The following is a 19151-nucleotide window of genomic DNA, read 5'->3' as shown; positions in this document are numbered from 1 at the left end:
GAGCCGGTGGGGATCATTACCGCGTGCAACACCGAGAGGAACTCCACGAACTGCTCGTACGCGCCGGGCTCACGGTCGTCGAGGACGTGCGCCCGGGCAGCCTGTTCCCGCCGGAGGCCGGCTGGCGCATCGCGCAAGGGATCGCGGCGCCGGGCGGCGCGGCCCGGGAAGCGCTCGACGCCACGTGGTGGCGCCGCCTTGCGGATGCCGACGGCGGGTTTCTGGTCGCCGTCCTCGGGCACCGGGTCGGCGGCAACGACTCATGGTGGACCCGGGTCCGCTACGTCGGTGGCGGTGTGCCGGAGTTGACCGGCAACCTCGGGTTCGTGGCGCTCTCCCTCGACGGGCAGGTGCTGCTGGCGGAGGTGCCCGGCGCGGACGGGCCTCGGGTGACGGCCCTCGACCGGCTGCCGGAGCGGCTGGAGGAGGCCGCGGCGGCCGCCGGGCGCGAGACGGAGGTCGAGCGCGCCGAGGTGTGGGCGGCGGTGCCCGGCCGGCCGGCGTGGCCTCTGCACTGGGCGGAGGGGATCGGGTCCAATCCCGCCGCGCCGGACGAGCTGCTGATCCGGCTGCTGGATGTGGCGGAGGGCTTCCTGCACGGCTGCGACCGGCCTGCCGTCCTCGAAGCCGCCGTGGCGCACCCCGATCCGCGGGTGCGGTCGAGGCCCGCCGACACCTTCCGGCCCAAGCTCACGTCCGATCAGTGGGTACGCCTGGTCCGCGCCGAACCGTCGTCGAGCCGGCGCGTGCTCTGGGCCGAGCATGCCTGCGCCTGGGGCGTCGAACTCCCCGTGGACCTGTACGACGACCTCCTCGCTGGCCCGTCCCGCGCCCAGGCCGCCGAACTGCCCGGGCTCCCCGCCCACCATCTCCCCAGCCTCGTGGCCGATGCCGATCCCCGGGTGCGGGCGACTGGCTGCGCACGGTGGGACGACCTTGCCGCGCCGCTGCGGGAGCAGCTGCTGGCCGACACCGACGACGCGGTGCGTACGGCGGCGCTGCTCGCCCATCACACCGGCGTCCCCATGCCTCGCGAGGTCTTCACCGCGCTGCCCGCGCCCCGACGAGCGCTCGAACAGTGCCGTCTCGCGCCCGGGTTGGAGGCGGAGCTGGTCCGAGGCGGGGACGCGGAGGTACGCCGGGCGCTGGCCGCCAACCCACGGCTCGGCGCGCACAGTGTCGCCGTCCTGGCGCAGGACCCCTACGACGACATCCGCTCGGTGGTGGCGCTGCGACCTGACCTCACCGAGGAGCAGCGTGCCGCGGTGCGCTACGACTTCGACCCGACGTCGATGTCGCGCACTGTGCCCTGGATCGAGAGCCTGCACGGCGACACCGACGCAATGCGCCGCCTGGCCGTATCGTCCCATCCGCTCATCCGCCGCAGCGTGGCCCGTGCCCGGCATCTTCCAGCGGACGTCGTGGAGCGTCTGGCCAGGGACGAGGACCGGACGGTCCGCCTGTTCCTCGCCGAGTCGTGCGACGACGCGCCGGCCGAGATGCTGCTGGAGGTCTGGCGCTGGTGGGACGGCAGCTTCAGTTACCCCGGCCGCCCCCGCAGCCACCCCAACTTCCCCCGCACAGGCCTGCTGCGCTACATCGGCGACCCCGTCGGGCGGATGCGCCGCCTGGCCCTCGACGATCCGGAGTCCACACCCGCCGACGTCGCGCGTCTCGCCCGCGATCCCGAAGCCGAGGTGCGCTGCCGCGCGGCTGAGGACCCCCGGCTGTCACCGGCCGACGCAGTGCGGCTGCTGAACGACCCGGCGGACTACGTCCGCGGGACCGCGATACGCAATCCGCAGCTTCCGGCCCGCGTCCTTGCAGGGCTGCTGCACGACCGCGCCACGGCATGCGAGGCGGTCACCAACCCGGCGATCCCGATCCCCGTCCTGCACCGCATCCTGGCCGCGGCAGCCGGGGCGGCCTGACGCTGAACTCCGGCACACCTCAGCCAGTACAGCGGTGCGTGCGTATGCCAGGTGCGTGCTGCAGAGGGTCTCGACCAGGCATTGCGACAGTTGTCTCGCCGAGACGGCAGTTAGCGTGACGAGCCACATCCCGGCGGCCTTCGAGCTTTTACTCACCACGCTCGATGTCTTCGCCACCAGCCGGTTCCCAATATGGGAACCGCCCATGACCACCCATACCGATGACACTGTGACTGAGCGGCGCAGTTGGCCAGCCTGAGCGGCCGTACCAAGGTCAGCTCCTGTGGGGCGTGTACATGATCACGACCATGCCTGGGGCGCAGCCAGGGCGTCGGTGACGTCCCAGCGGCCGTATCGGCGGCCATGCCCCCGGCGATCGATCTGCGGCGGCCTGAGCGGGAGCGCCCGGGCCGTCTGGTCAGGTGTCCTGGCAGGGGGTGTAGAGAGCGGCGGTTGCCGCGGCTTTGCGCGCCAGGGCCTGGCGGAGGTCTTCGGGGGTGAGGACTTCGGCGTCCGGGACGAAGGCGAGGAGGGTGTCGGGCATGCAGAAGAAGACCTGCGCCACCAACCCGACGAGGTCAGGCGACTGCCGCGCGGCAAGGCCGATGGCCGCTACCGCTGCTGCTCCTGCGGGGCATCACTGATCTTTGAAGCCCCGGCCCGCCCCCGGCTCCCGCTTCACGCCGCGGTTCCGCTACGACACTGGCGGCCGCCGACGCTGCACAACGCCCAAGCCGGCCCCGGAAATCCAGGCAGTCCACAGCCCAGTACCGCCGGCTTCAAAGCCCGAGACCCCGGCGCCCTCAGCTCCTGCGCGCCACGCTGTGAGGCGGCGGCGGTGGAACTGGCGCCGGTTCCTTCCGTGTCGCTGGCGCCGCTGACCTTGCGCACCAGCCGGGGCCCGTGTGCAATGCCGCTGGGCCCTGGTGGCGTGACTGCGCGATCCCACCACAGCCCCGCTCGGGTCTCCTACCTGTGCCGTCTCAGGAGGTTGGTGCCCCGGCTGTGATCATTGAGCCGCCGGGAAATCAGTGGTGCGGGCAGAGTGCGGGGGCGATGACCGACCACCGCTCCCGACGACTCGTGCTGGCGGCCGGGAGCTTTCGGTCCCGGCCGGTCGCTCCGATCGTGGCTCCGAGGCTCATCGGCTCACGCCGACCGCACCGGACCACCGATGTCCTACGTGCCGTCCGATTGCGGGGGCCGGCGTGAAGGCGCCTACCGCCCCGCGCCCTCTTCCAGGTTTCATATCAGCGAGCCACCCACCTGTCCGTCGCGCTGCCGCTGACGGCTTCACCCAGCACGCCCCGGCTGGGAACCGCTGCCCTCATCCGCCGAGACCAGCCCAGTGCCAGGTGGGGTCGGGCGGAGCGGCTACGACGTGCCCCGGCCGGGCACCTGCCGCCGCCCGGCCACCTGACCCCGCTGCGCGGCTTCCGCGATCAGCCCCTCCAGCAGGGCCTCGAAGAGGCCGGCGTCACGCCACTGTCGGAAGCGGTTGTGGACGGTCGACCAGGAGCCGAACTTGCGGCATGTCCTGCCACGGCCCGCCGGTCTTGAACCGCCAGATCACGCCCTCGGACTGCTGCCGCAGCCGCTCGGAGTACGGGCCGTACTCGCCGATCGGCAGGTACGGCCCGATGAAATCCCGCTCTTCGTCCGTCAGTTGCACTCGCGTCCCGCAAGAAGGACTTGTGGTCCAGGCCCCGACACGAGGGCGAATCCCGCAGATTGACCACGACTCGCGCTCTGGGCGAGGGCGGCAGCTTCAGTCACGACGACCACGCCTAAGCTCAACCCCATGACCGCGTTCGACGTCCTCACTCGCCTCGTCCCTCCACCGTCGCAACCACTGTGGGCGAACGGAGACTGAGGCAAGGTGGAGGCCGCTCTCGGCGTAGAACTTCCCTCGGACTTCAAGCAGTTGGTCAGAGCCTACGGGGCCTACCACTTCGCCGAGTTCTTGACGCCACTTACGCCCTTTGGCGGGCGAGACCTGCTGGTCGGCCCGGCGAAGCGGCTGCTGGACCAGGAACGCAACTTCCGGGACAGCGACCCCGAAGACTGCCCGTACCCCTTCTACCCGGAGCCGGGCGGACTCCTGCCGTGGGCAGGAACCGACAATGGGGACCGCGTGTGCTGGCTCGCTGACAGGAAGACGGACGAGTGGACGGTCGTCTGCTGGAATCCGCGGGGCTGGTACTACGACGCCCATCCTGTGGGTGCAGTCGAATTCCTGCTCGGCCGGCTGTCGGGACACATCAGCACCAACATCTTTCCTGATGTTTCTTAGTTTGCGGAGGTGGACTGAACCGCTGCTCATCGGGCATCGTCTCCGGTCTTGTCGCCCGCACCAACTCCAGCCACCTCGGCCGCGTCGGCAGCCGCACGGATGCTCGCGACGGCGTCGCGTCGGCCAGCGAGGGCCACTGAGGACGAGCCGGCCGATCAAGCTCCAGCGCGACGGCGGTTCCCGCAGATTGATCACGACTCGATACGCGCCCAAGATCACGAAGTCACACTGGAATACTGGAGTACTGGAGTACTGGACGGTCCATTCCAAGGGGTTCAGTGGTTCCCGCGTCGAGCGTGAATACCGCACGCCCACGGTCAGGCGCTGGTCGGTGCTGCAGATGCCAGTCGTGCTGCTGGTGGTTCGGTTCCTCCTTCTCAGCGCAGTTGCTCGGCCAGTCCGACGATGATGCCCTCCGGGCCACGGAGGTAGCAGAGCAGATAGCTGTCCTCGAACCGGGCGATCTCGCCCACGAGTTCGGCGCCGTGAGGGCGCAGGCGGGCAACGGTGTCCTCGATGTCGTCGACGGCGAACATGACACGGTGCGTGCCCAGAATGTTGTGCGGCCGATTGCGCGGCCCGGCGCTGATCACCGCGGGGCTGCGGTACTTCGCCAGCTCGAGCCGGCTGTGACCGTCCGGGGTCCGGACCATCGCGATGTCACAGCGGACGCCGTCGAGTCCGGTGCACTGGTCGGCGAAGAGGCCCTCGACCTCCGCCCTGCCCTCCAGCTCCATACCGAGTTCCACGAAGAACGCGATGGCGGCATCCATGTCCTCGACGACGATGCCGACGTTGTCCATCCGCTGAATCGCCATGCTGGTTTCTCCCTCTTCCTCGTGCGGCCGGTGGTGGCCGCCGATGTCCCTGGGACGGAGCCGGTGGCACGTTCTCGACATCCGCAGACCGCCGAACCCCGAAAGATCTGGATCGCGCCCCAGCACCGCTACTGCGGACCCGCGAGCCAGGCCCCACCACCGAGGGTGAGTGCGGCGCAGGTGGCCGCTCCCATGAAGACGGTCAGCCGCGGCGTGCGGTCCCCGCTTTTCAATGATTCCTCGACGATTCGCAGCGTGCGCTTGAGCATTGCGCCTCCCCAGTCAATTCATCCATTCATTCGCCGACGTGCTGGCGCGGTGCGCGGTCACCTCCCACGGCTCGCTGGTGAACCCGCAGGTACCGGCGCGGGCGATCACGGTGTCCGGGGCGCCGGCCGTGGACAGGTGCAGGGCGGTCCCGTCGTAGACGAGCCGGATCCCGTCCTCCTCAAGGTCTCGTCGCCGTGAGGCCTGACTCAGGAGGTCGCGCAGGTCCCGGATCTTCAGCCGAGCCATGTCCTCGTCACTTCCGTGAAGTCCTCGTCGCGCGAGGATTCGCGAATCCACCTGCCGGTCACGGTCATTCCCCGAGGCCGAAGCGCCAGAATTGTGTGAAGCGGTCCAGCACGAGTTCGGCGTCGATCTCGTCGTTCCAGACGCCTTCGAGGCAACAGCGGGACGGTGTCGAGGCGTTCGCAGATCACGACGCTCTCGGGCTGACGGGTCAGGTAGCAACGGCTCTCGTCGGCGAACGGCCCGCCCAGGCCGTACTTCCCGTACAGCTTGCGTCAGGCGTTCGCGGTTGTCGTCGGAGAAGGCCTCCAGCCGCTGTACGTAGCCCTCCTGCTGCTCGGCACTGACGCACTTGAGGACGACCGGGAGGATCTCCTCCGACACAGCGCGGTCGTAGCCGGGGCAGCCGGTCACGGATACGAAGATCCGCTCGGCTGCCTCTCGCATCGTGGGCCTGTCGGATGGTTCGGGCTCAGATACGGCGCAGATACGGGTGAGACTGCTCGTGGTCGACTCACCGCAGGCGTCGCAGCCTTTCGAGCCCGTCGGATGATCTCGCGCACCTGGTGCCCTCGACCGAGTTGCTTGCTCACAGAGAGGAAGATAGCGTTACGGGCAGTAATAAGCCTGTTGCGTCGCATGAGCGCTAGGTGCCCCGCGACTCCGAGCTTGATTTAGTTCACCTGCGGTGCAGTAACTCGGTGTGCACAGAATTCCTGTTCGCGCCAGTGAGTATGGACCTCATCGAGGAAGCGCTCACCCACTCCGCATACTCCGCGACTCCGGACTCAGAAATAGTTCAAGGAGATCCGCCATGCCCGAATTTCTCCGTTCGCACTCCCGTCGAAAATTCATCTCCACTTCGGCCGCCGCTGTGACCGTGGCGGCGACAGGGGCTCTCGGTCTACGATCCTGGGAATATTCAGGTAAGCCGGTCTCGGCAAGTGAGAGGAAGAGCATCCGCCCCTTCCACGTGAACATTCCGGAGACGGATCTGGCCGATCTGCGTAGACGCATCAAGGCCACGCGATGGCCCGACCGGGAGACGGTCCACGATCAGTCCCAGGGTGTCCAGCTGGCCACGATGAAGGAACTCGCCCATTACTGGTCAACGGCGTACAGCTGGCGGAATATCGAGGAGAAACTCAACTCTCTGCCGCAATTCATAACGGAGATCGACGGACTGGACATACATTTCATCCACGTTCGCTCTCGCCACGCGAACGCCTTGCCGATCATCTTGACCCATGGCTGGCCTGGCTCCATTCTGGAGTTTTTGAAGGTCATCGGGCCGCTCAGCGACCCCACAGCCCACGGAGGGCGCGCCGAGGACGCCTTTCACCTCGTCATACCGTCGATGCCCGGTTACGGCTTCTCGGAGCGGCCGACGACTACGGGGTGGAATCCCGACCGCATTGCGCGCGCCTGGGCCGTGCTGATGGAGCGTCTGGGATACAAGCACTACGTTTCCCAGGGCGGTGACTGGGGTGCCGTGATTTCAGACAAGATGGCCGTGCAGAAGCCCGCAGGGCTGCTCGGGATCCACGTCAATTTCCCGGCCACCGTCCCGCCCGACATCGCACAGAAACTCGCCTGCGGTTACCCGGTGCCAGCCGATCTCGGCCCCGACGAGAAGGCCGCCTACAACAAGCTGGCCACCTTCTACAAGACTGGATCCGGCTACTCGGCCATGATGGTCACCCGTCCGCAGACCGAGGGATACGGACTGACAGACTCGCCCGTCGGACTGGCCGCCTGGATGTACGACAAGTTCGCGGCATGGACGTACAGCGGCGGCCACCCCGAGCGCGTACTCACCAAGGACGAGATGCTCAACGACATCACTCTCTACTGGGTGACGAACACCGCTGTCTCCTCGTCGCGTCTTTACTGGGAGAACAACGCCAACAACTTCAACGCCGTGTCGGTGTCCATCCCGGCCGCCATCACGGTGTTCCCCGGCGAGATCTACCAGGCCCCTCGAAGCTGGGCGTCACGCGCCTACCACGACCTCTCCTACTACCACAAGGTCGACAACGGCGGCCACTTCGCGGCCTGGGAAGTTCCGGGCATCTTCACGAACGAACTCCGGGCGGCGTTCACGTCACTGCGTATCTCTCAGAGCAAGGCCGGAAAGTAAGCCGGGTATGGCTCTCACACCTGTGCCATGTCCTCATTATCGCAGGTCAGAGGCTATTTCGCAGGGATTTGCCATGAGGTGTACCGACAGCCCCGGCCCGGCCGGCTCGGCGACACCCGCGCCGCGGCGGGGGCGGCTGCGCCACACTCGCACGACCACCCACCACGCGGTGACCTCCTCCGCCCGTCCTCGCCGGTCTCCAGTACGGCCGCCACGGGGACGCCAGTGGCCGCTGGCCGTCCACGTCCTGGCCGCGAACGTTCAGGACCGCGACGGCGCCAGGCATCCGTTGCTGTGGCTCGCCTCGATCACCCAGGTGTCCGGAAGGTCTGGGCCGACCAGAGCTTCGCCGGCCGTCTGGTCGACCGGATGGCCCAGGCTCTCGGCCGTGAACTCGAGATCGTCCGCAAGGACCCCGACCAACGGGGCTTCCAGGCTCAGTCGAAGCGGTGGGCGGTGGAACGCACCTTCTCGTGGCTCACCGCCCACCGGCGCCTGGCCAGGGACTACGAGGCCAGCCCGCCCCGATCAAAGACCATGATCCGGTGGGCGATGATCGGCCTCAGGGTCCGCCGGCTCACCCGGCTGGGGCCGCCTCCCGGCCGGGGCCGCGCCCGTTGACCCGAAGTTCGGCGTGATCGCGAGGCACGGACAGCACCCACCTCGGTCCGGCTCGTCCTCGTCTTCAAGGAGCAACGGCAGCATCGCTTCGAGGCCCTCGTCAGCGATCTCCGGGACGGTCCAGTCGTTGCGCCGTGCGTGCTCGATGAACCTGGGGTCGAGCGCGACGTGGTAGTTCCGTACGTAGTGGGCCAGGTCGGAGTACCACAGCCACCGCCCATCGGTGAGCAGGTGAAGCCCACCGATGACCGCGCCGGTCCCACTCAGCACGTCGGGCACCATCGACGGCGTGGCGATCAAAGCCGCGCCCCCGCGGAGGTACCGAACCAGATCACCTTCATGCTCCGGCGCGGTGGCCCGCACAGCGGCCCGGATCGACGGCCCGTCCGGCCTGCCGTACTCCAGTTCCTTGAAGCCGCCGACGAAGGGGAACCTGTCGAAGATCACGTGGCTGAGCCTAGAACACCCTCCGAGAGGCCACGGACCCAGATCTCACACGCGGTCTGCCGCGCATGAGCAGTTGATTCACAGCCCCGAGAGCTGGTGAGCCGCTGAATTCTCGCTGACTGTGGCGTCGTTCCTGACGGACGCAGCGATGTCACTGGGCAGTGCGCAGTGGGCCTGGTCACTAGTGCGGGAAGTGGCGGGGTGGGCGAGTGACTATGGATTCGCGGAACTCGGCGATTCGCGCATGGACTTGGCGCATCAGGTGGGTGTCCTCGATGCGATCCAGGTAGAGGCAGCGGGCTGCCAGGCCCGGCAGGTCGAAGGCGAAGTACAGGGACATCAGCGGGTTCACGAACAACTCGCTGCCCCGGGTGCGATCAGTGAACCGGACGTCGCCGAACGAGCCGCGCACGGCTGCCGCGATGGAACCGTTCACGATGCTGGGGTGCTCCGGGGTGTGGTGCTGAGCGTGTGTCACCGCGTCAAGGTAGAGAGCGCCCTCACGGGTGGCGCGCGGTATCGAGAAGGCGCCGAGGTACGCGCCGTCGCGCTCCAGCGTGGCGATATTCTCCAATACCTGCACATGGTTTACGCCGTGGTACGCGTCCACACCGAAGCCGACGGAGACGACGAGCCGGGTCGGCACACCGTCCAGCGCGGCCAGCGCCGCCACGCTGGCCAGGTCCTCTTCCGGAGTACCGAGTCCCGCTTCGTCACCACGCAACAGAATGTCCGTACCGCCGTCAACCAGCACCACAGCGTCGACGTCGTGCAGCTCGATCAGCGCTTGGTAGGCGGCGCGCAGCGGACGAACCCCGGTCTGGGGGAAGGCGTACACGGTGAACGGGTAGCCGTGCCGGCGCAACTACTGAGCAAGGGTCCGCTCGGGGAAATAGCTCTGGTGCACAGCGGAGTTGGGGGTGACGGCGGCCAGGTCGGGGGCGACCCAGTCGTCTATCGGAAGACCCTCGAGTGCGCTGAAGGAGAGGTTCGCGAGATACACCTGCTTGCCCTGGTGCAGGAGGGAAAGAGCCACCGGCAGGCCGGAGTAGATGTCGAATCCACCACCCGCGCCCGCGACGAGGATCCGTTCGGCATCGGCAAGCCGAGTGAAGAGCGGGTTGGAGTGGAGAGACGTCATGCCGATCATTGTCCCGGGACCCGCCACCGGGCGCTCCCAAGTTCTCGCCCGACGACGGAGCCGCGGAGCAACAGGAATGAAAGCCTCCGAGGCTCGGCCGTCAGAGTCGACCTGCTGCGGTGACGGGCCCCGGCTGACACCCGCTCATGAGACACCTGAAACAGCTCACATAAACGGCGAGCTGGTCGTATGGGATGCCGCGGGCCGCCTCGCGTTCGAGTGGTTGCGGAACCGGCTTGCCCGGCGCGGTGCCGGGGCTGCCCGGCCGCGGAGGAGTGGCCGACCCACTTCGTCGCGTTCGATCTGCTGCGGCTGTCCGGGACGGACACGACCGGGTGGCCGAACCGGCGGCACCGAGCCGCGCTGGAGTCCGTGTTCGCCGCCCGCCAGTTGTCGGCGTCGTGGGCGCTGTGCCCGTCGACCACCGAGGCTGACGTCGTGCACGAGTGGCTGCCGTGTGCGTCGGCCGGGATGCACCACCACTCCCGCCCGGGCAACGGGTGCTGCAGTGGGCGGATTTCTCGCTCCGGCCCAGCGCGGCCGTCCCTGGACGGGCTGGTCTTTCTCCGCCGGGTGGAGCACCAAGAAGACGCTGAACGTCACGCTGGTGCGACCCGAGCTGGTGGTGGAAGTCGGCGTCACGTCGCCCGCGACGCCTCCGGCAGACCTCAGGTTGCTTCAGACGGAGCACTCGCCCCGTCGTACGAGACGGAGCACTCGCCCCGTCGTACGAGACGGACATCGGGGGTCAGGCTCCCCGCACGAGTCTGTGGGCCAGGAGAGCCGGAGTCGGCGGACCTTTCGTGGCCGGCGCAGGGGCCGCGGCTCACGTGGCACGACGCCGTCGCGACACTGCCCGTCGGGGACGCCGCACCATACGGCCGGGACTGCCCCAAGGCCGGTGACGCAGAGCTGCTGGAGCAGCCGGCTCAGCGGACCGGCGGAGCTTAGTGCTGCGAGCAGGGAGCAGAGAGAGCGGAGGGCACCTCAAAGGGGCGGGTCGTGCGCGTCTTTCGCCAGACGGTGGTGTAACACGCCGCCTGGCGCTGCCTGGTGGGGCTCTCTTCGGATAAGACGCGGTCGCACCACGGCGCGCTCGACGGGCCCACCGCTGACCCGACCAGCTCGGCATCCTCCATCTTGCCCACCACAAACCTGCCGAACTTCCCGGTGGTCAGTCGCAGCGCGTCACCCTCATCCGGTTGATCACCGCGCCGCCGCCGCGGCCCTACGTCACAGTCTGGTGAGCATGGATCGCACTGCGTGGGCCCGTAACCTGGCCGGCATCCGGCCGATGACCGGCGTCGGGCTGAATTGCGCGCCGAAGGTTCCGGCGACCAGGCACCCGTACGAGTGGCCGATGATCCGAATATGACATATGGGGCATGTGTGACAAGATGGTACGCGTGCCATTGAGTGCTGGCGGGAACTTCTTTGCTGAGCCCTCGACTGGGAGGGTTCAGACAGGCGAGAGGAGTGCATCATGATCGCCAAGCTGCTCGGCAGACTGTCCTTCACCCGCCACTACGGTGCGTACGGGGCCCATGAATGGGATGCGTACGCCGGCGACGACTCGGTCTGACCGCACTGTCGGCGGGCGCCTCCGCGTGCCCGCCGGCTCCCAGCCACGCTGCCGACGATATCGACCTGGACGGGGACGAGAGTCAGGCACGATCTCATGGGCCGAATGAATGAGCCGCCGCGGTTGCCGGATGGCAGCTTCGCGGCCTGGAGCCGCGACCGGCTTGCCCTGGCTCGCCGTGGCGCTGACGAGTGCGGGGACGTCTGGCAGCTGGAGCCGGGTGTCTACGTAGCCGCTACGGCCGAGCCGTGTGAAGCAGTCCTGCGCCGCGCGCAGGACTTCCCCAAGGCATCCTCACCTCTCTTCCCGCCGCTGAAGCGGTCGGGCGGAGCACCGACGTCTGAGGAGCGTGCGCGCGCTCACGCCGCCCGCATGCGCGGACTGCGCCCGCAGGCGGTCGCAGCGCGGATCGGTGAGATCGCGCCCAGTGCCGCTCGATTTGCTGACCAGTGGCCCACGGGCCAGGACGTCGAGATTCTGCCCCCGGTCCGGCACGCCCTGGCAGAGATCGGCGTGCGCTACCTCTTCTCCGAAGACGCTCCCACCCTGCTGCCCTTTGCCTCACAGCTCTTCCTGGCCCGGGAGGTGCTCGTACGTCCCTCTCGCTGGGTATGGCCGCGCTGGATCCCCACACCGGCACGGCGGTTCCGCACACGGCAGCAAGTCGCCTTCGTCAACGGTTTGCGGCCCATCGTCCGCCGGCGCCGTTCATCGGGCCGGCTCGGTGACGACATGCTGGGACAGATGCTCCGACCCTCCGCCCGCTACGGCCTGCTGCCGGAAGAGGCCGTCATCGACACTCTCCCCGGGATCACCGTCGCCACCTTCGAGACACCTTCCCGGGCGGCCGGATGGATCCTGCTCCACCTGGCCCGATACCCCCAGGCAGCGGGACGCGTCGCGGCCGAAGCCGCCTTGCTGCCCGCGGACCCGGCCGCGACGACCAGCACCCACCTCGACCGCCTGCAGTACACCCAGGCGCTGGTGCGCGAGGTGCTGCGACTGCACCCCCCGAGCTGGCTGCTGACCCGGCGCGCCACGCGAGAGACTCAGCTTGCCGGCTACACCATCGACGCCGGGTCCACCGTTCTCGTCTGCCCCTACACCGCCCACCGCGACGCACGGGAACACTCCGATCCGGACCGGTTCCAGCCCGAGCGCTGGCTCGATGATTCGGGCTCGCCGGCGAAACCGGGGGCCTTCCTCTCCTTCGGCACCGGGCCGCACGGCTGCGAGGGAGCCGCTCTGGCCATGGCGATGCTGACGCTCCTGACCGCACAGACCGCCCGCCGCTACCACTTGAGCGAGCCGCCCGGACCGGAGCCCAGCTACCAGGTCACCACCTTGGAAGGTCTCGCAACGGTCGGCTTGCGCCTGCGCGCCACCTTGCGCACCTGAGGGCAGGCCTGCTTGCGGTGACAGGCCGCGTCCACCCGCCAACAGCGAACGTTGAACAAGTTCGAGTGCCGTTCCGCACACGCTTGGATGACCAGCTCATGGCCTCGGCTCATGGCCCCGGCTCATGGTGCGCTCATCGCGTGTCGCTGGTCGAACTCGTCGGCGAGCATGCCCATCATGACGAGTTCGTGGTACCGGCCGGCGAAGTAGACGTGTTCCCGCAGGCGCCCCTCCTCAGTGAAGCCGAGCCGACGGGTGAGTGCCAGCGATGCCTCGTTGTGGGCGAAGATCGCTCCTAGACATTTGTGATAGCGCCGCTCGGCAAACATGAAGCGCATCAGCAGCACTACGGCTTCTGATGCGTAGCCCTTGCGCCGGTGGTCAGCGCCGATCGTGATATCAAACTCGAACCAGCCTGAACGAGGGCCGGTGCGATGTGAGCCGACGGCGCCAACCAGCTCTCCCCTGGCCGTCGTTTCGACTGCCAACCGGAAGTGGTCGTCATCGCACGTGGCAACGGCTTGCTCCTTCGCCCAGGCACGGTAGCTCTCGGCGGACCGCGGTAGATCCAGCCGGCTCCCTCGCCGCCCGTCATCGTCGGCAAAGCGCGCGAACGCTGTCCAGTCGTCGGGCTCGACAGCGCGTAGGCGTACCCGTTCACCAGTCCAGGACGATGCCATGCCGTATTCGATCACGCTCCAGTGCGCGCGAGGCCGAGAGGCACGCCGAGGCAGGTGAGGTTCGCGTGCGGTACGCCTGCATGATCTGCCCGCGCTTGCCGTGGCGGATGTCCCGGGCGAGTTTGTGATGGAACTCCCGCACCGTGAGCTGTCGGTTCATCAGAAGCCGGGGGCGGAGCCGGTGAAGAACCACAAGGCGGCTGTGTACCACATCAGTGCGATGGCGACGACCAGGGCGCCGCCGACGGCCGGAAGCGCCCAACCGGGCAGTCGGCGGCTGTGCACCACCAGCACCTTGGCGACGAACGCGCCGTACAGGACGCAGCCCGTGATGGAGTGCACCGCCACCCGGCTGCTGGTGAAATCAACTCCGTAGGCGGTGATGCACTGGTAGGCGATGGGCAGCGAGAGCAGAAAGGCAAGGAGGCCGATGAGCCGGTGTGCGGGGTGCACCCGGTGCGGCGCGGCCCCCGCTCCCGGTAGGCGCCGGTACATCCACAGCCCGAGCAGCAGTTGGACGACCGCGAGTCCCATCAGAGCGCTGCCCAGGCGCGCCTTGAGTTCGAAGACTCCGACGCCGTGCTGCCCGAACAGGCCGCTGGTGTAGTCGGGTGTGTGCGTGCGGCCGAACACATATACCCCCACCGCGACCGCGACCGGCAGCAAAGCAGCCAAGAAGCCCGCCACCGTTCGTGCGGGCCGCCGCGTCCGCGCGCCCATGTGCCCGGTCATCAGTCCCCGATCGATCGGGGACGGCCTTGCTGCCGGATGCGTTGACGACGTACCACTGTGGCGCCGGACGCCCTGGTTTCCTCACCGTTGGTGTCACCGGCCGTCGTGTCAGTGACCAAGCAGTGCAGCGGGTGCCCGGTGCGGGTCACTTGAGCGAGGTGGAGCGTCCGCCCCTTGGTGTCGTCCAGGACGGGGCCGAGCTCGCTGAAGTGGACCGTGGCCGTGCCAGGGTCGGGGGCCGTGCTGTCGGGTGCGGCCGTGCCGATGCATTCGGGGATGCCCGCCGCCGGCGCTCCAGAGGTGGGCCTGGCGCAGGCGGACGGGATCGTCCGGCTGGGACAGTCGCTTGCGGCAGCAAGCGGCGTGGCGGAAACCGCCGGCACTGTCGCCGCGGCCATTCCTTTCATGAGCGCTCCATGGTGTCGGACGGCGCATCCAGGCAGCCGCGGGAAACGAGGCCGGCGGACCTCTTCTCCCAGTTGGCCCCTGGTACTCGGGTCCTGTCCACTCCAACTGGTCCGCCTGGGCTGTCGCTGCTCCATTGACGAGGTCCGCGTTTACGGTGGCACGGCCGGGTGCGGGACCCGGGCCGCATGGCGATCAGCCCGGCGACCGACAGCGGCCCCGAGCGCCACCCGCTCACCGTCACGACCGGGGTGCGCCCGCGTCAGCCCCAGGTCCGTCCTTCGGTCAGCCGTCGGGTGAAAGCCGCAACGACCGGTCTCGGGGGCCGGCCGACGCGGCTGTCGCTCTCCATACCGTTGGCGGAGCCACCGAACGAGCCGTGAACAGCCTCACCGAGTCTGCGGCGATCAGCCACGGCCCGCACGGCATCCGGGTCAACGCCATCGCCCCCCGGCACCACCCGAACCGAGATGATCACCGACTGGCAGCGGCACCACCCCGAGATCGTCGAGGAACTCAACGCCAGGACCCCGCTGCGCCGCGCCGCCGAACCCGACGAACCCGATGAACCCGACGAACCAGCACAGGCCGCAGCCTGGCTGCTCAGCGACCGCGCCTCCTCCATCACCAGCGTCGTCCTGCTGGTGGATGGCGGCCTCAGCAGGTAGCCGGTCACTCGGTGGGACGCCGGTGGTACCCGGTCCCGGGTGAAGGGCAGCGCCGCCGTACACCCTTCTGACCGCGCCCCACCGCTACGCGATCGCGCGCACTGCGGCCTCGGTCAGGGTGGTCGCGGTCCGTACGGCGCTGGTGATGGCCTCGTCGGGGTCGAGCCCGCACAGATCGGTGAGGGTGAAGAGCGCCTCGGCGCTCACGACCACCGCGAGGTCCCGCTTGAGCTGGGTGAAGCCGTCCGGGTCCCTCGCGCCGAGCGTGTCCTCCAGAGGGAGGAGCGCATGGTCGATGAGTCCGAAGCGAATGCCCGGTCGCGTGGGCACCGTCTCGGGCCGGGTGATGGTGGCGGCGATCATCGCGCGTACCGAGCCCTGGCGGGCGAGGATACCGCGGAGGAGGAACTCGCAGGCGAAGGTGACGCGTTCGACGGGGTCGGTGGAGTCCGCGACCGGCGCGAGCGCCTCGGCGGGAGGCGGCCAGACGCCGGCCAGTGCCTCGCTGATCAGCGACGGAAGGTCGGGGAAGTACCGATAGGCGGTGGCCTCGGAGACGAGGGCCGCGCGGGCGATCGCGGGCATGGTCACCTCGGCGCCCGTGCCGGTGAGATCCCGGGCGGCCGCCACGATCGCCGTTCGCGTGCGCTGCTTCTGGTTGGTGCGGCCGGTGCCCGCCTGCGCCGTCATCGTGGGACTCCTCCTGTTGACTCACCCGCATTTTAGCAGCCATCCCTCGTCGTGAGAGTTGACTTGCATTATGGCACTCGACTCCCTAATCTCATGAGAGTCAACTCTCACGAAGGAGAAGCGATGAGCACGGTTTCCGTGGTCGGCCCGGACGACGGCGAGACCATCCAGCTGGGCCCCACACAGATGCGCATCCTCGAGGACGGCAGCACCACCGGGCACCGCCTCGGAATCGGAGAGATCACCATCGCCCCGCACACCCAGGGCCCGCCCCAGCACCGTCACGCCCAGCACGACGAGGGCTTCTACGTCGTCTCCGGCACCGTGCACTTCACCATCGGGGAGACGACCCACGTGGCCCCGGCCGGCACGCTCGCCATGATCCCGCCCGGCGCCCCGCACACCTTCGCCAACCTCGGCGACACGCCCGCGGTGATGCTCAACACCTTCACGCCCGACCTGTACGTGCAGTACTTCCGCGACCTGCGGAACATGATCGCGGGCGGCCGGGAACTGACCCCGGAGTCGACCGTCGCGGTGATGAGCCGCTACGCCACCGTCCCCACGACCGACTTCGCGTGACGGCAACCTCCCCCTCGACACAGCCCGCTTGAGGAGCACCGCATGACCCGCAGCACCCACACGCTCACGCTCGACCAGGGCACCCTCGGCGTCACCGTCGATCTCTTCGGGCAGGAGGGGCACCCGTTCCTGCTGCTGCACGGAGGCGGCGGCCCGCAGACCGTCACCCCGTTCGCCGGCCTGCTGGCCGAGCGGCGTCCGGCCAGGGTGTTCACCCCCGTGCACCCCGGCTTCGACGGCACTGCCCGCCCCGAGTGGCTGACCGACGTCACGACCCTGGCCCAGGTCTACGCCCAACTGCTCGACGTACTCGACCTGCGGGACGTCGCCGTTGTCGGCAACTCGATCGGCGGCTGGATCGCCGCCGAACTCGCGACCCTGAGCAGCCCTCGGGTCAGCAGTGTCACCCTCGTCAACGCCGTCGGCATCCCCGTCCCCGGCCACCCGATAGCCGACATCTTCTCCCTGACGCCCGTCGAGCTGTCCCGCCTGTCCTTCCACGACCCCTCGAAGTTCCGCTTCGATCCCAGCAAACTGACCGAGGCGCAGCGCGCGGTCATGGCCGCCAACCGTGCGACCCTGCAGCTCTATTCGGGCCCACACGCCATGGCCGACCCCACCCTGACCGACCGTCTCGCCAAGATCACCCGTCCGAGCCTGGTCGCGTGGGGCGCCAGTGACCAGGTCGTGGACGCCGGCTACGGACGCGCGTACGCGCAGGCCATCCCCGACGCGGAGTTCCGGCTGCTGGAAGGCACCGGCCACATGCCCCAGACCGAGACGCCCGAGCGGTTCCTCCCGGTGCTCTGGGACTTCGCCGCAGCCCACGCCACCGACCGGCCGCGGCACTGACCCCGGACAGGGCGGCCGACGTGTCTCAACCCGGCCGCAGCAGACCCGCGTTGGTCCTGGCCGTCTGCTGCCTGAGCGTGCTCCTGGTCAGTCTCGACACCACCATCCTGAACGTCGCCCTGCCCTCGATACAGGAAGACCTGCACAGCTCCGTGTCGGGCCTGCAGTGGACCCTCGACGCCTACACCATCGTGCTGGCCTCGCTGCTCATCCTGGCCGGCTCCACGGCCGACCGCGTCGGGAGACGGCGCGTCTTCCTCCTCGGGCTCGTGCTGTTCACCGGCGGATCGGCGCTGTGCAGCCTGGCACCATCGCTGGACTGGCTGATCGTGTTCCGCATGGCGCAGGCGGTGGGCGGCTGCATGCTCACCCCGGTCGCCATGGCCATCCTCGCCAACGCCTTCCCACAACCGAGGGAGCGGGCCAGGGCCATCGGCGTGTGGGGCGGGGTGGTGGGCATCAGCATGGCGGCCGGGCCGATCCTCGGCGGCGTACTGGTCCAGACGGCCGGATGGCGGTCGGTGTTCTGGCTGAACGTGCCGATCGGGCTGGCCGCGCTCCTGCTCACCACCCTGTTCGTCCCTGAGTCACGCGCGCCACGGCCCCGCAGGGTGGACCCGGTGGGCCAACTGCTGGTGATCACCGCGCTCGGCACACTGACGTACGCCATCATCGAGGCACCGGGCCGGGGCTGGACCTCCCCCACCATCGTGATCTGCCTGATCACCGCGGCCGGCGCGCTGGCCGCCTTCATCCCCTACGAGAAGCGACGCGCCGAACCGCTGGTCGACCCGCGCCTCTTCCGCAGCGCGCCCTTCAGCGGGGCGACGGTGATGGCGGTGTGCGCCTTCACCGCACTCGGCGGCTTCCTGTTCGCCAACACCCTCTATCTGCAACAAGTGTTGGGGCTCAGCGCCCTGAGCACCGGGGTGCACCTGCTGCCGATGGCGGTGCTGTCACTGGTGTGCCCGCCACTGGCCGGGCGGATCGTGGGCAGCCGCGGCCCGCGCATCCCGCTGCTGCTCGCCGGGGCCGGCATCACGGTCGGCGGCCTGCTGGCCATCGTCGCCACCCGATCCGCCGAGCGCTCGGACATCCTGCTCTACGCGGCGTACGCACTGTTCGGACTGGGCTTCGGCTTCGTCAACGCGCCCATCACCCACACAGCGGTCTCGGGCCTGCCGCGCGCCCAGGCCGGGGTGGCCGCCGCGATCGCCGCGACCAGCCGTCAGGTCGGCGCCGCGCTCGGCATCGCGGTGACCGGCGCCGTGATCGCCGCCGGGGCACGCCCGGCCGCCTGGTGGATCATCGCCGGCTGCGGTCTGGCCATCCTCGCCCTGGGCATCCTGACCACCGGCCCCTGGGCAGCCCGCACGGCCGCGGGAGACGATCCCTCCGAACCCGTCCGAGTACCGCGCGATCTCCTGGACGCCCGTTGACACCCCCTGCACAGATCATCGCGGTCAGCGAACTTCCCGCTGCGGCCTCGACGGAGAGGCAGCCGGACATCCGGAGAGCACCGGCTGTCAAAAGCCCTTCGCCGCACGCGAGTTGACTGCATATCGCCACAATGCACTCCGCTATGCTCAGCCCGGAACACCGAGCTAACGAACGACGACTGATCGAACGACGGCCGGCGGGCGCCCAGTCCACCGGGA

At 68.9% G+C, this 19151-nt stretch carries 15 protein-coding genes and 4 pseudogenes; 8 read left to right on the top strand and 11 right to left on the bottom strand.

Annotated features, from left to right (window positions below; all coding sequences use genetic code 11):
* Positions 1-23: 23 nt before the first annotated feature.
* Positions 24-1931 (top strand): hypothetical protein, encoded by a 1908-nt coding sequence (locus ACZ7M2_RS24715; RefSeq protein ID WP_471597098.1) that lies wholly within the window; start codon positions 24-26, stop codon positions 1929-1931.
* 418 nt (positions 1932-2349) lie between these two features.
* Here the strand turns inward: ACZ7M2_RS24715 and ACZ7M2_RS24710 are convergent, their stop codons facing one another.
* Positions 2350-2475 (bottom strand): WCX domain-containing protein, encoded by a 126-nt coding sequence (locus ACZ7M2_RS24710; RefSeq protein ID WP_471597097.1) that lies wholly within the window; start codon positions 2473-2475, stop codon positions 2350-2352.
* 872 nt (positions 2476-3347) lie between these two features.
* A pseudogene (locus tag ACZ7M2_RS24705) lies at positions 3348-3654 on the bottom strand (transposase); the annotation flags it as partial.
* A 156-nt stretch (positions 3655-3810) separates the two neighbouring features.
* Between ACZ7M2_RS24705 and ACZ7M2_RS24700 the strand changes: the two are divergent.
* The gene (locus tag ACZ7M2_RS24700) at positions 3811-4224 is read left to right on the top strand and encodes an SMI1/KNR4 family protein (RefSeq protein WP_471597096.1); all 414 of its coding nucleotides are present in this window, start codon (positions 3811-3813) and stop codon (positions 4222-4224) included.
* A 377-nt stretch (positions 4225-4601) separates the two neighbouring features.
* Here ACZ7M2_RS24700 and ACZ7M2_RS24695 read toward each other — a convergent pair whose 3' ends face one another.
* The 3 genes from ACZ7M2_RS24695 to ACZ7M2_RS24685 form a co-directional block, all read right to left on the bottom strand.
* Positions 4602-5042 carry a VOC family protein gene (locus tag ACZ7M2_RS24695; RefSeq protein WP_037694117.1) on the bottom strand — a complete coding sequence of 147 codons (441 nt, stop codon included), beginning with the start codon at positions 5040-5042 and terminating at the stop codon, positions 4602-4604.
* Between the two features lie 128 nt (positions 5043-5170).
* Positions 5171-5311, bottom strand: a complete 141-nt coding sequence (locus ACZ7M2_RS24690; RefSeq protein ID WP_471597095.1) for a hypothetical protein — start codon at positions 5309-5311, stop codon at positions 5171-5173.
* A gap of 13 nt (positions 5312-5324) precedes the next feature.
* Positions 5325-5558 (bottom strand): hypothetical protein, encoded by a 234-nt coding sequence (locus ACZ7M2_RS24685; protein WP_471597094.1) that lies wholly within the window; start codon positions 5556-5558, stop codon positions 5325-5327.
* A gap of 811 nt (positions 5559-6369) precedes the next feature.
* Here ACZ7M2_RS24685 and ACZ7M2_RS24680 point away from each other — a divergent pair.
* On the top strand, positions 6370-7695 hold the full coding sequence (locus ACZ7M2_RS24680; RefSeq protein ID WP_471597093.1) for an epoxide hydrolase family protein: 1326 nt from the start codon (positions 6370-6372) through the stop codon (positions 7693-7695).
* A gap of 528 nt (positions 7696-8223) precedes the next feature.
* Here the strand turns inward: ACZ7M2_RS24680 and ACZ7M2_RS24675 are convergent.
* Positions 8224-8763 (bottom strand): hypothetical protein, encoded by a 540-nt coding sequence (locus tag ACZ7M2_RS24675; protein WP_471597092.1) that lies wholly within the window; start codon positions 8761-8763, stop codon positions 8224-8226.
* Positions 8764-8944: 181 nt separating this feature from the next.
* A pseudogene (locus tag ACZ7M2_RS24670) lies at positions 8945-9904 on the bottom strand (DUF1152 domain-containing protein).
* 1687 nt (positions 9905-11591) lie between these two features.
* On the opposite strand from ACZ7M2_RS24670, the gene ACZ7M2_RS24665 reads away from it, so the two are divergent.
* Entirely contained in the window at positions 11592-12884 is a 1293-nt protein-coding gene (locus ACZ7M2_RS24665) for a cytochrome P450 (RefSeq protein WP_471597091.1), read from the top strand.
* Between the two features lie 122 nt (positions 12885-13006).
* Here the strand turns inward: ACZ7M2_RS24665 and ACZ7M2_RS24660 are convergent, their stop codons facing one another.
* The 3 genes and pseudogenes from ACZ7M2_RS24660 to ACZ7M2_RS24650 all read right to left on the bottom strand — a co-directional run.
* Entirely contained in the window at positions 13007-13579 is a 573-nt protein-coding gene (locus ACZ7M2_RS24660) for a GNAT family N-acetyltransferase (protein ID WP_471597090.1), read from the bottom strand.
* A 144-nt stretch (positions 13580-13723) separates the two neighbouring features.
* Positions 13724-14296, bottom strand: a complete 573-nt coding sequence (locus ACZ7M2_RS24655; RefSeq protein WP_471597089.1) for a DUF6529 family protein — start codon at positions 14294-14296, stop codon at positions 13724-13726.
* A gap of 553 nt (positions 14297-14849) precedes the next feature.
* A pseudogene (locus ACZ7M2_RS24650) lies at positions 14850-14980 on the bottom strand (IS630 family transposase); the annotation flags it as partial.
* A gap of 82 nt (positions 14981-15062) precedes the next feature.
* Here ACZ7M2_RS24650 and ACZ7M2_RS24645 point away from each other — a divergent pair.
* A pseudogene (locus tag ACZ7M2_RS24645) lies at positions 15063-15369 on the top strand (SDR family oxidoreductase); the annotation flags it as partial.
* Between the two features lie 84 nt (positions 15370-15453).
* On the opposite strand, the gene ACZ7M2_RS24640 reads toward ACZ7M2_RS24645, so the two are convergent.
* On the bottom strand, positions 15454-16059 hold the full coding sequence (locus ACZ7M2_RS24640; protein ID WP_471597088.1) for a TetR/AcrR family transcriptional regulator: 606 nt from the start codon (positions 16057-16059) through the stop codon (positions 15454-15456).
* Between the two features lie 123 nt (positions 16060-16182).
* On the opposite strand from ACZ7M2_RS24640, the gene ACZ7M2_RS24635 reads away from it, so the two are divergent.
* Genes ACZ7M2_RS24635 through ACZ7M2_RS24625 form a run of 3 tightly spaced genes read left to right on the top strand, consistent with a single transcriptional unit; the run spans position 16183 to position 18932 of the window.
* Positions 16183-16641, top strand: a complete 459-nt coding sequence (locus ACZ7M2_RS24635) for a cupin domain-containing protein (protein WP_471597087.1) — start codon at positions 16183-16185, stop codon at positions 16639-16641.
* 42 nt (positions 16642-16683) lie between these two features.
* Positions 16684-17493, top strand: a complete 810-nt coding sequence (locus tag ACZ7M2_RS24630) for an alpha/beta fold hydrolase (RefSeq protein ID WP_471597086.1) — start codon at positions 16684-16686, stop codon at positions 17491-17493.
* A gap of 20 nt (positions 17494-17513) precedes the next feature.
* On the top strand, positions 17514-18932 hold the full coding sequence (locus ACZ7M2_RS24625) for a DHA2 family efflux MFS transporter permease subunit (RefSeq protein WP_471597085.1): 1419 nt from the start codon (positions 17514-17516) through the stop codon (positions 18930-18932).
* The last annotated feature ends 219 nt before the right edge of the window (positions 18933-19151 follow it).

Source organism: Streptomyces sp. NPDC111507, from assembly GCF_055638955.1.
Note: the sequence above shows the minus strand (reverse complement) of the source record. Positions and strands in the feature narration are given on the sequence as shown.

Excerpts from the sequence above, each read along its gene's own strand:
- ACZ7M2_RS24655 (WP_471597089.1), bottom strand. The coding sequence starts at position 14,296 with ATGACCGGGCACATGGGCGCGCGGACGCGGCGGCCCGCACGAACGGTG.
- ACZ7M2_RS24710 (WP_471597097.1), bottom strand. The coding sequence starts at position 2,475 with ATGCCCGACACCCTCCTCGCCTTCGTCCCGGACGCCGAAGTCCTCACC.
- ACZ7M2_RS24640 (WP_471597088.1), bottom strand. The coding sequence starts at position 16,059 with ATGACGGCGCAGGCGGGCACCGGCCGCACCAACCAGAAGCAGCGCACG.
- ACZ7M2_RS24630 (WP_471597086.1), top strand. The coding sequence starts at position 16,684 with ATGACCCGCAGCACCCACACGCTCACGCTCGACCAGGGCACCCTCGGC.
- ACZ7M2_RS24685 (WP_471597094.1), bottom strand. The coding sequence starts at position 5,558 with ATGGCTCGGCTGAAGATCCGGGACCTGCGCGACCTCCTGAGTCAGGCC.
- ACZ7M2_RS24680 (WP_471597093.1), top strand. The coding sequence starts at position 6,370 with ATGCCCGAATTTCTCCGTTCGCACTCCCGTCGAAAATTCATCTCCACT.
- ACZ7M2_RS24635 (WP_471597087.1), top strand. The coding sequence starts at position 16,183 with ATGAGCACGGTTTCCGTGGTCGGCCCGGACGACGGCGAGACCATCCAG.
- ACZ7M2_RS24690 (WP_471597095.1), bottom strand. The coding sequence starts at position 5,311 with ATGCTCAAGCGCACGCTGCGAATCGTCGAGGAATCATTGAAAAGCGGG.
- ACZ7M2_RS24695 (WP_037694117.1), bottom strand. The coding sequence starts at position 5,042 with ATGGCGATTCAGCGGATGGACAACGTCGGCATCGTCGTCGAGGACATG.
- ACZ7M2_RS24665 (WP_471597091.1), top strand. The coding sequence starts at position 11,592 with ATGAATGAGCCGCCGCGGTTGCCGGATGGCAGCTTCGCGGCCTGGAGC.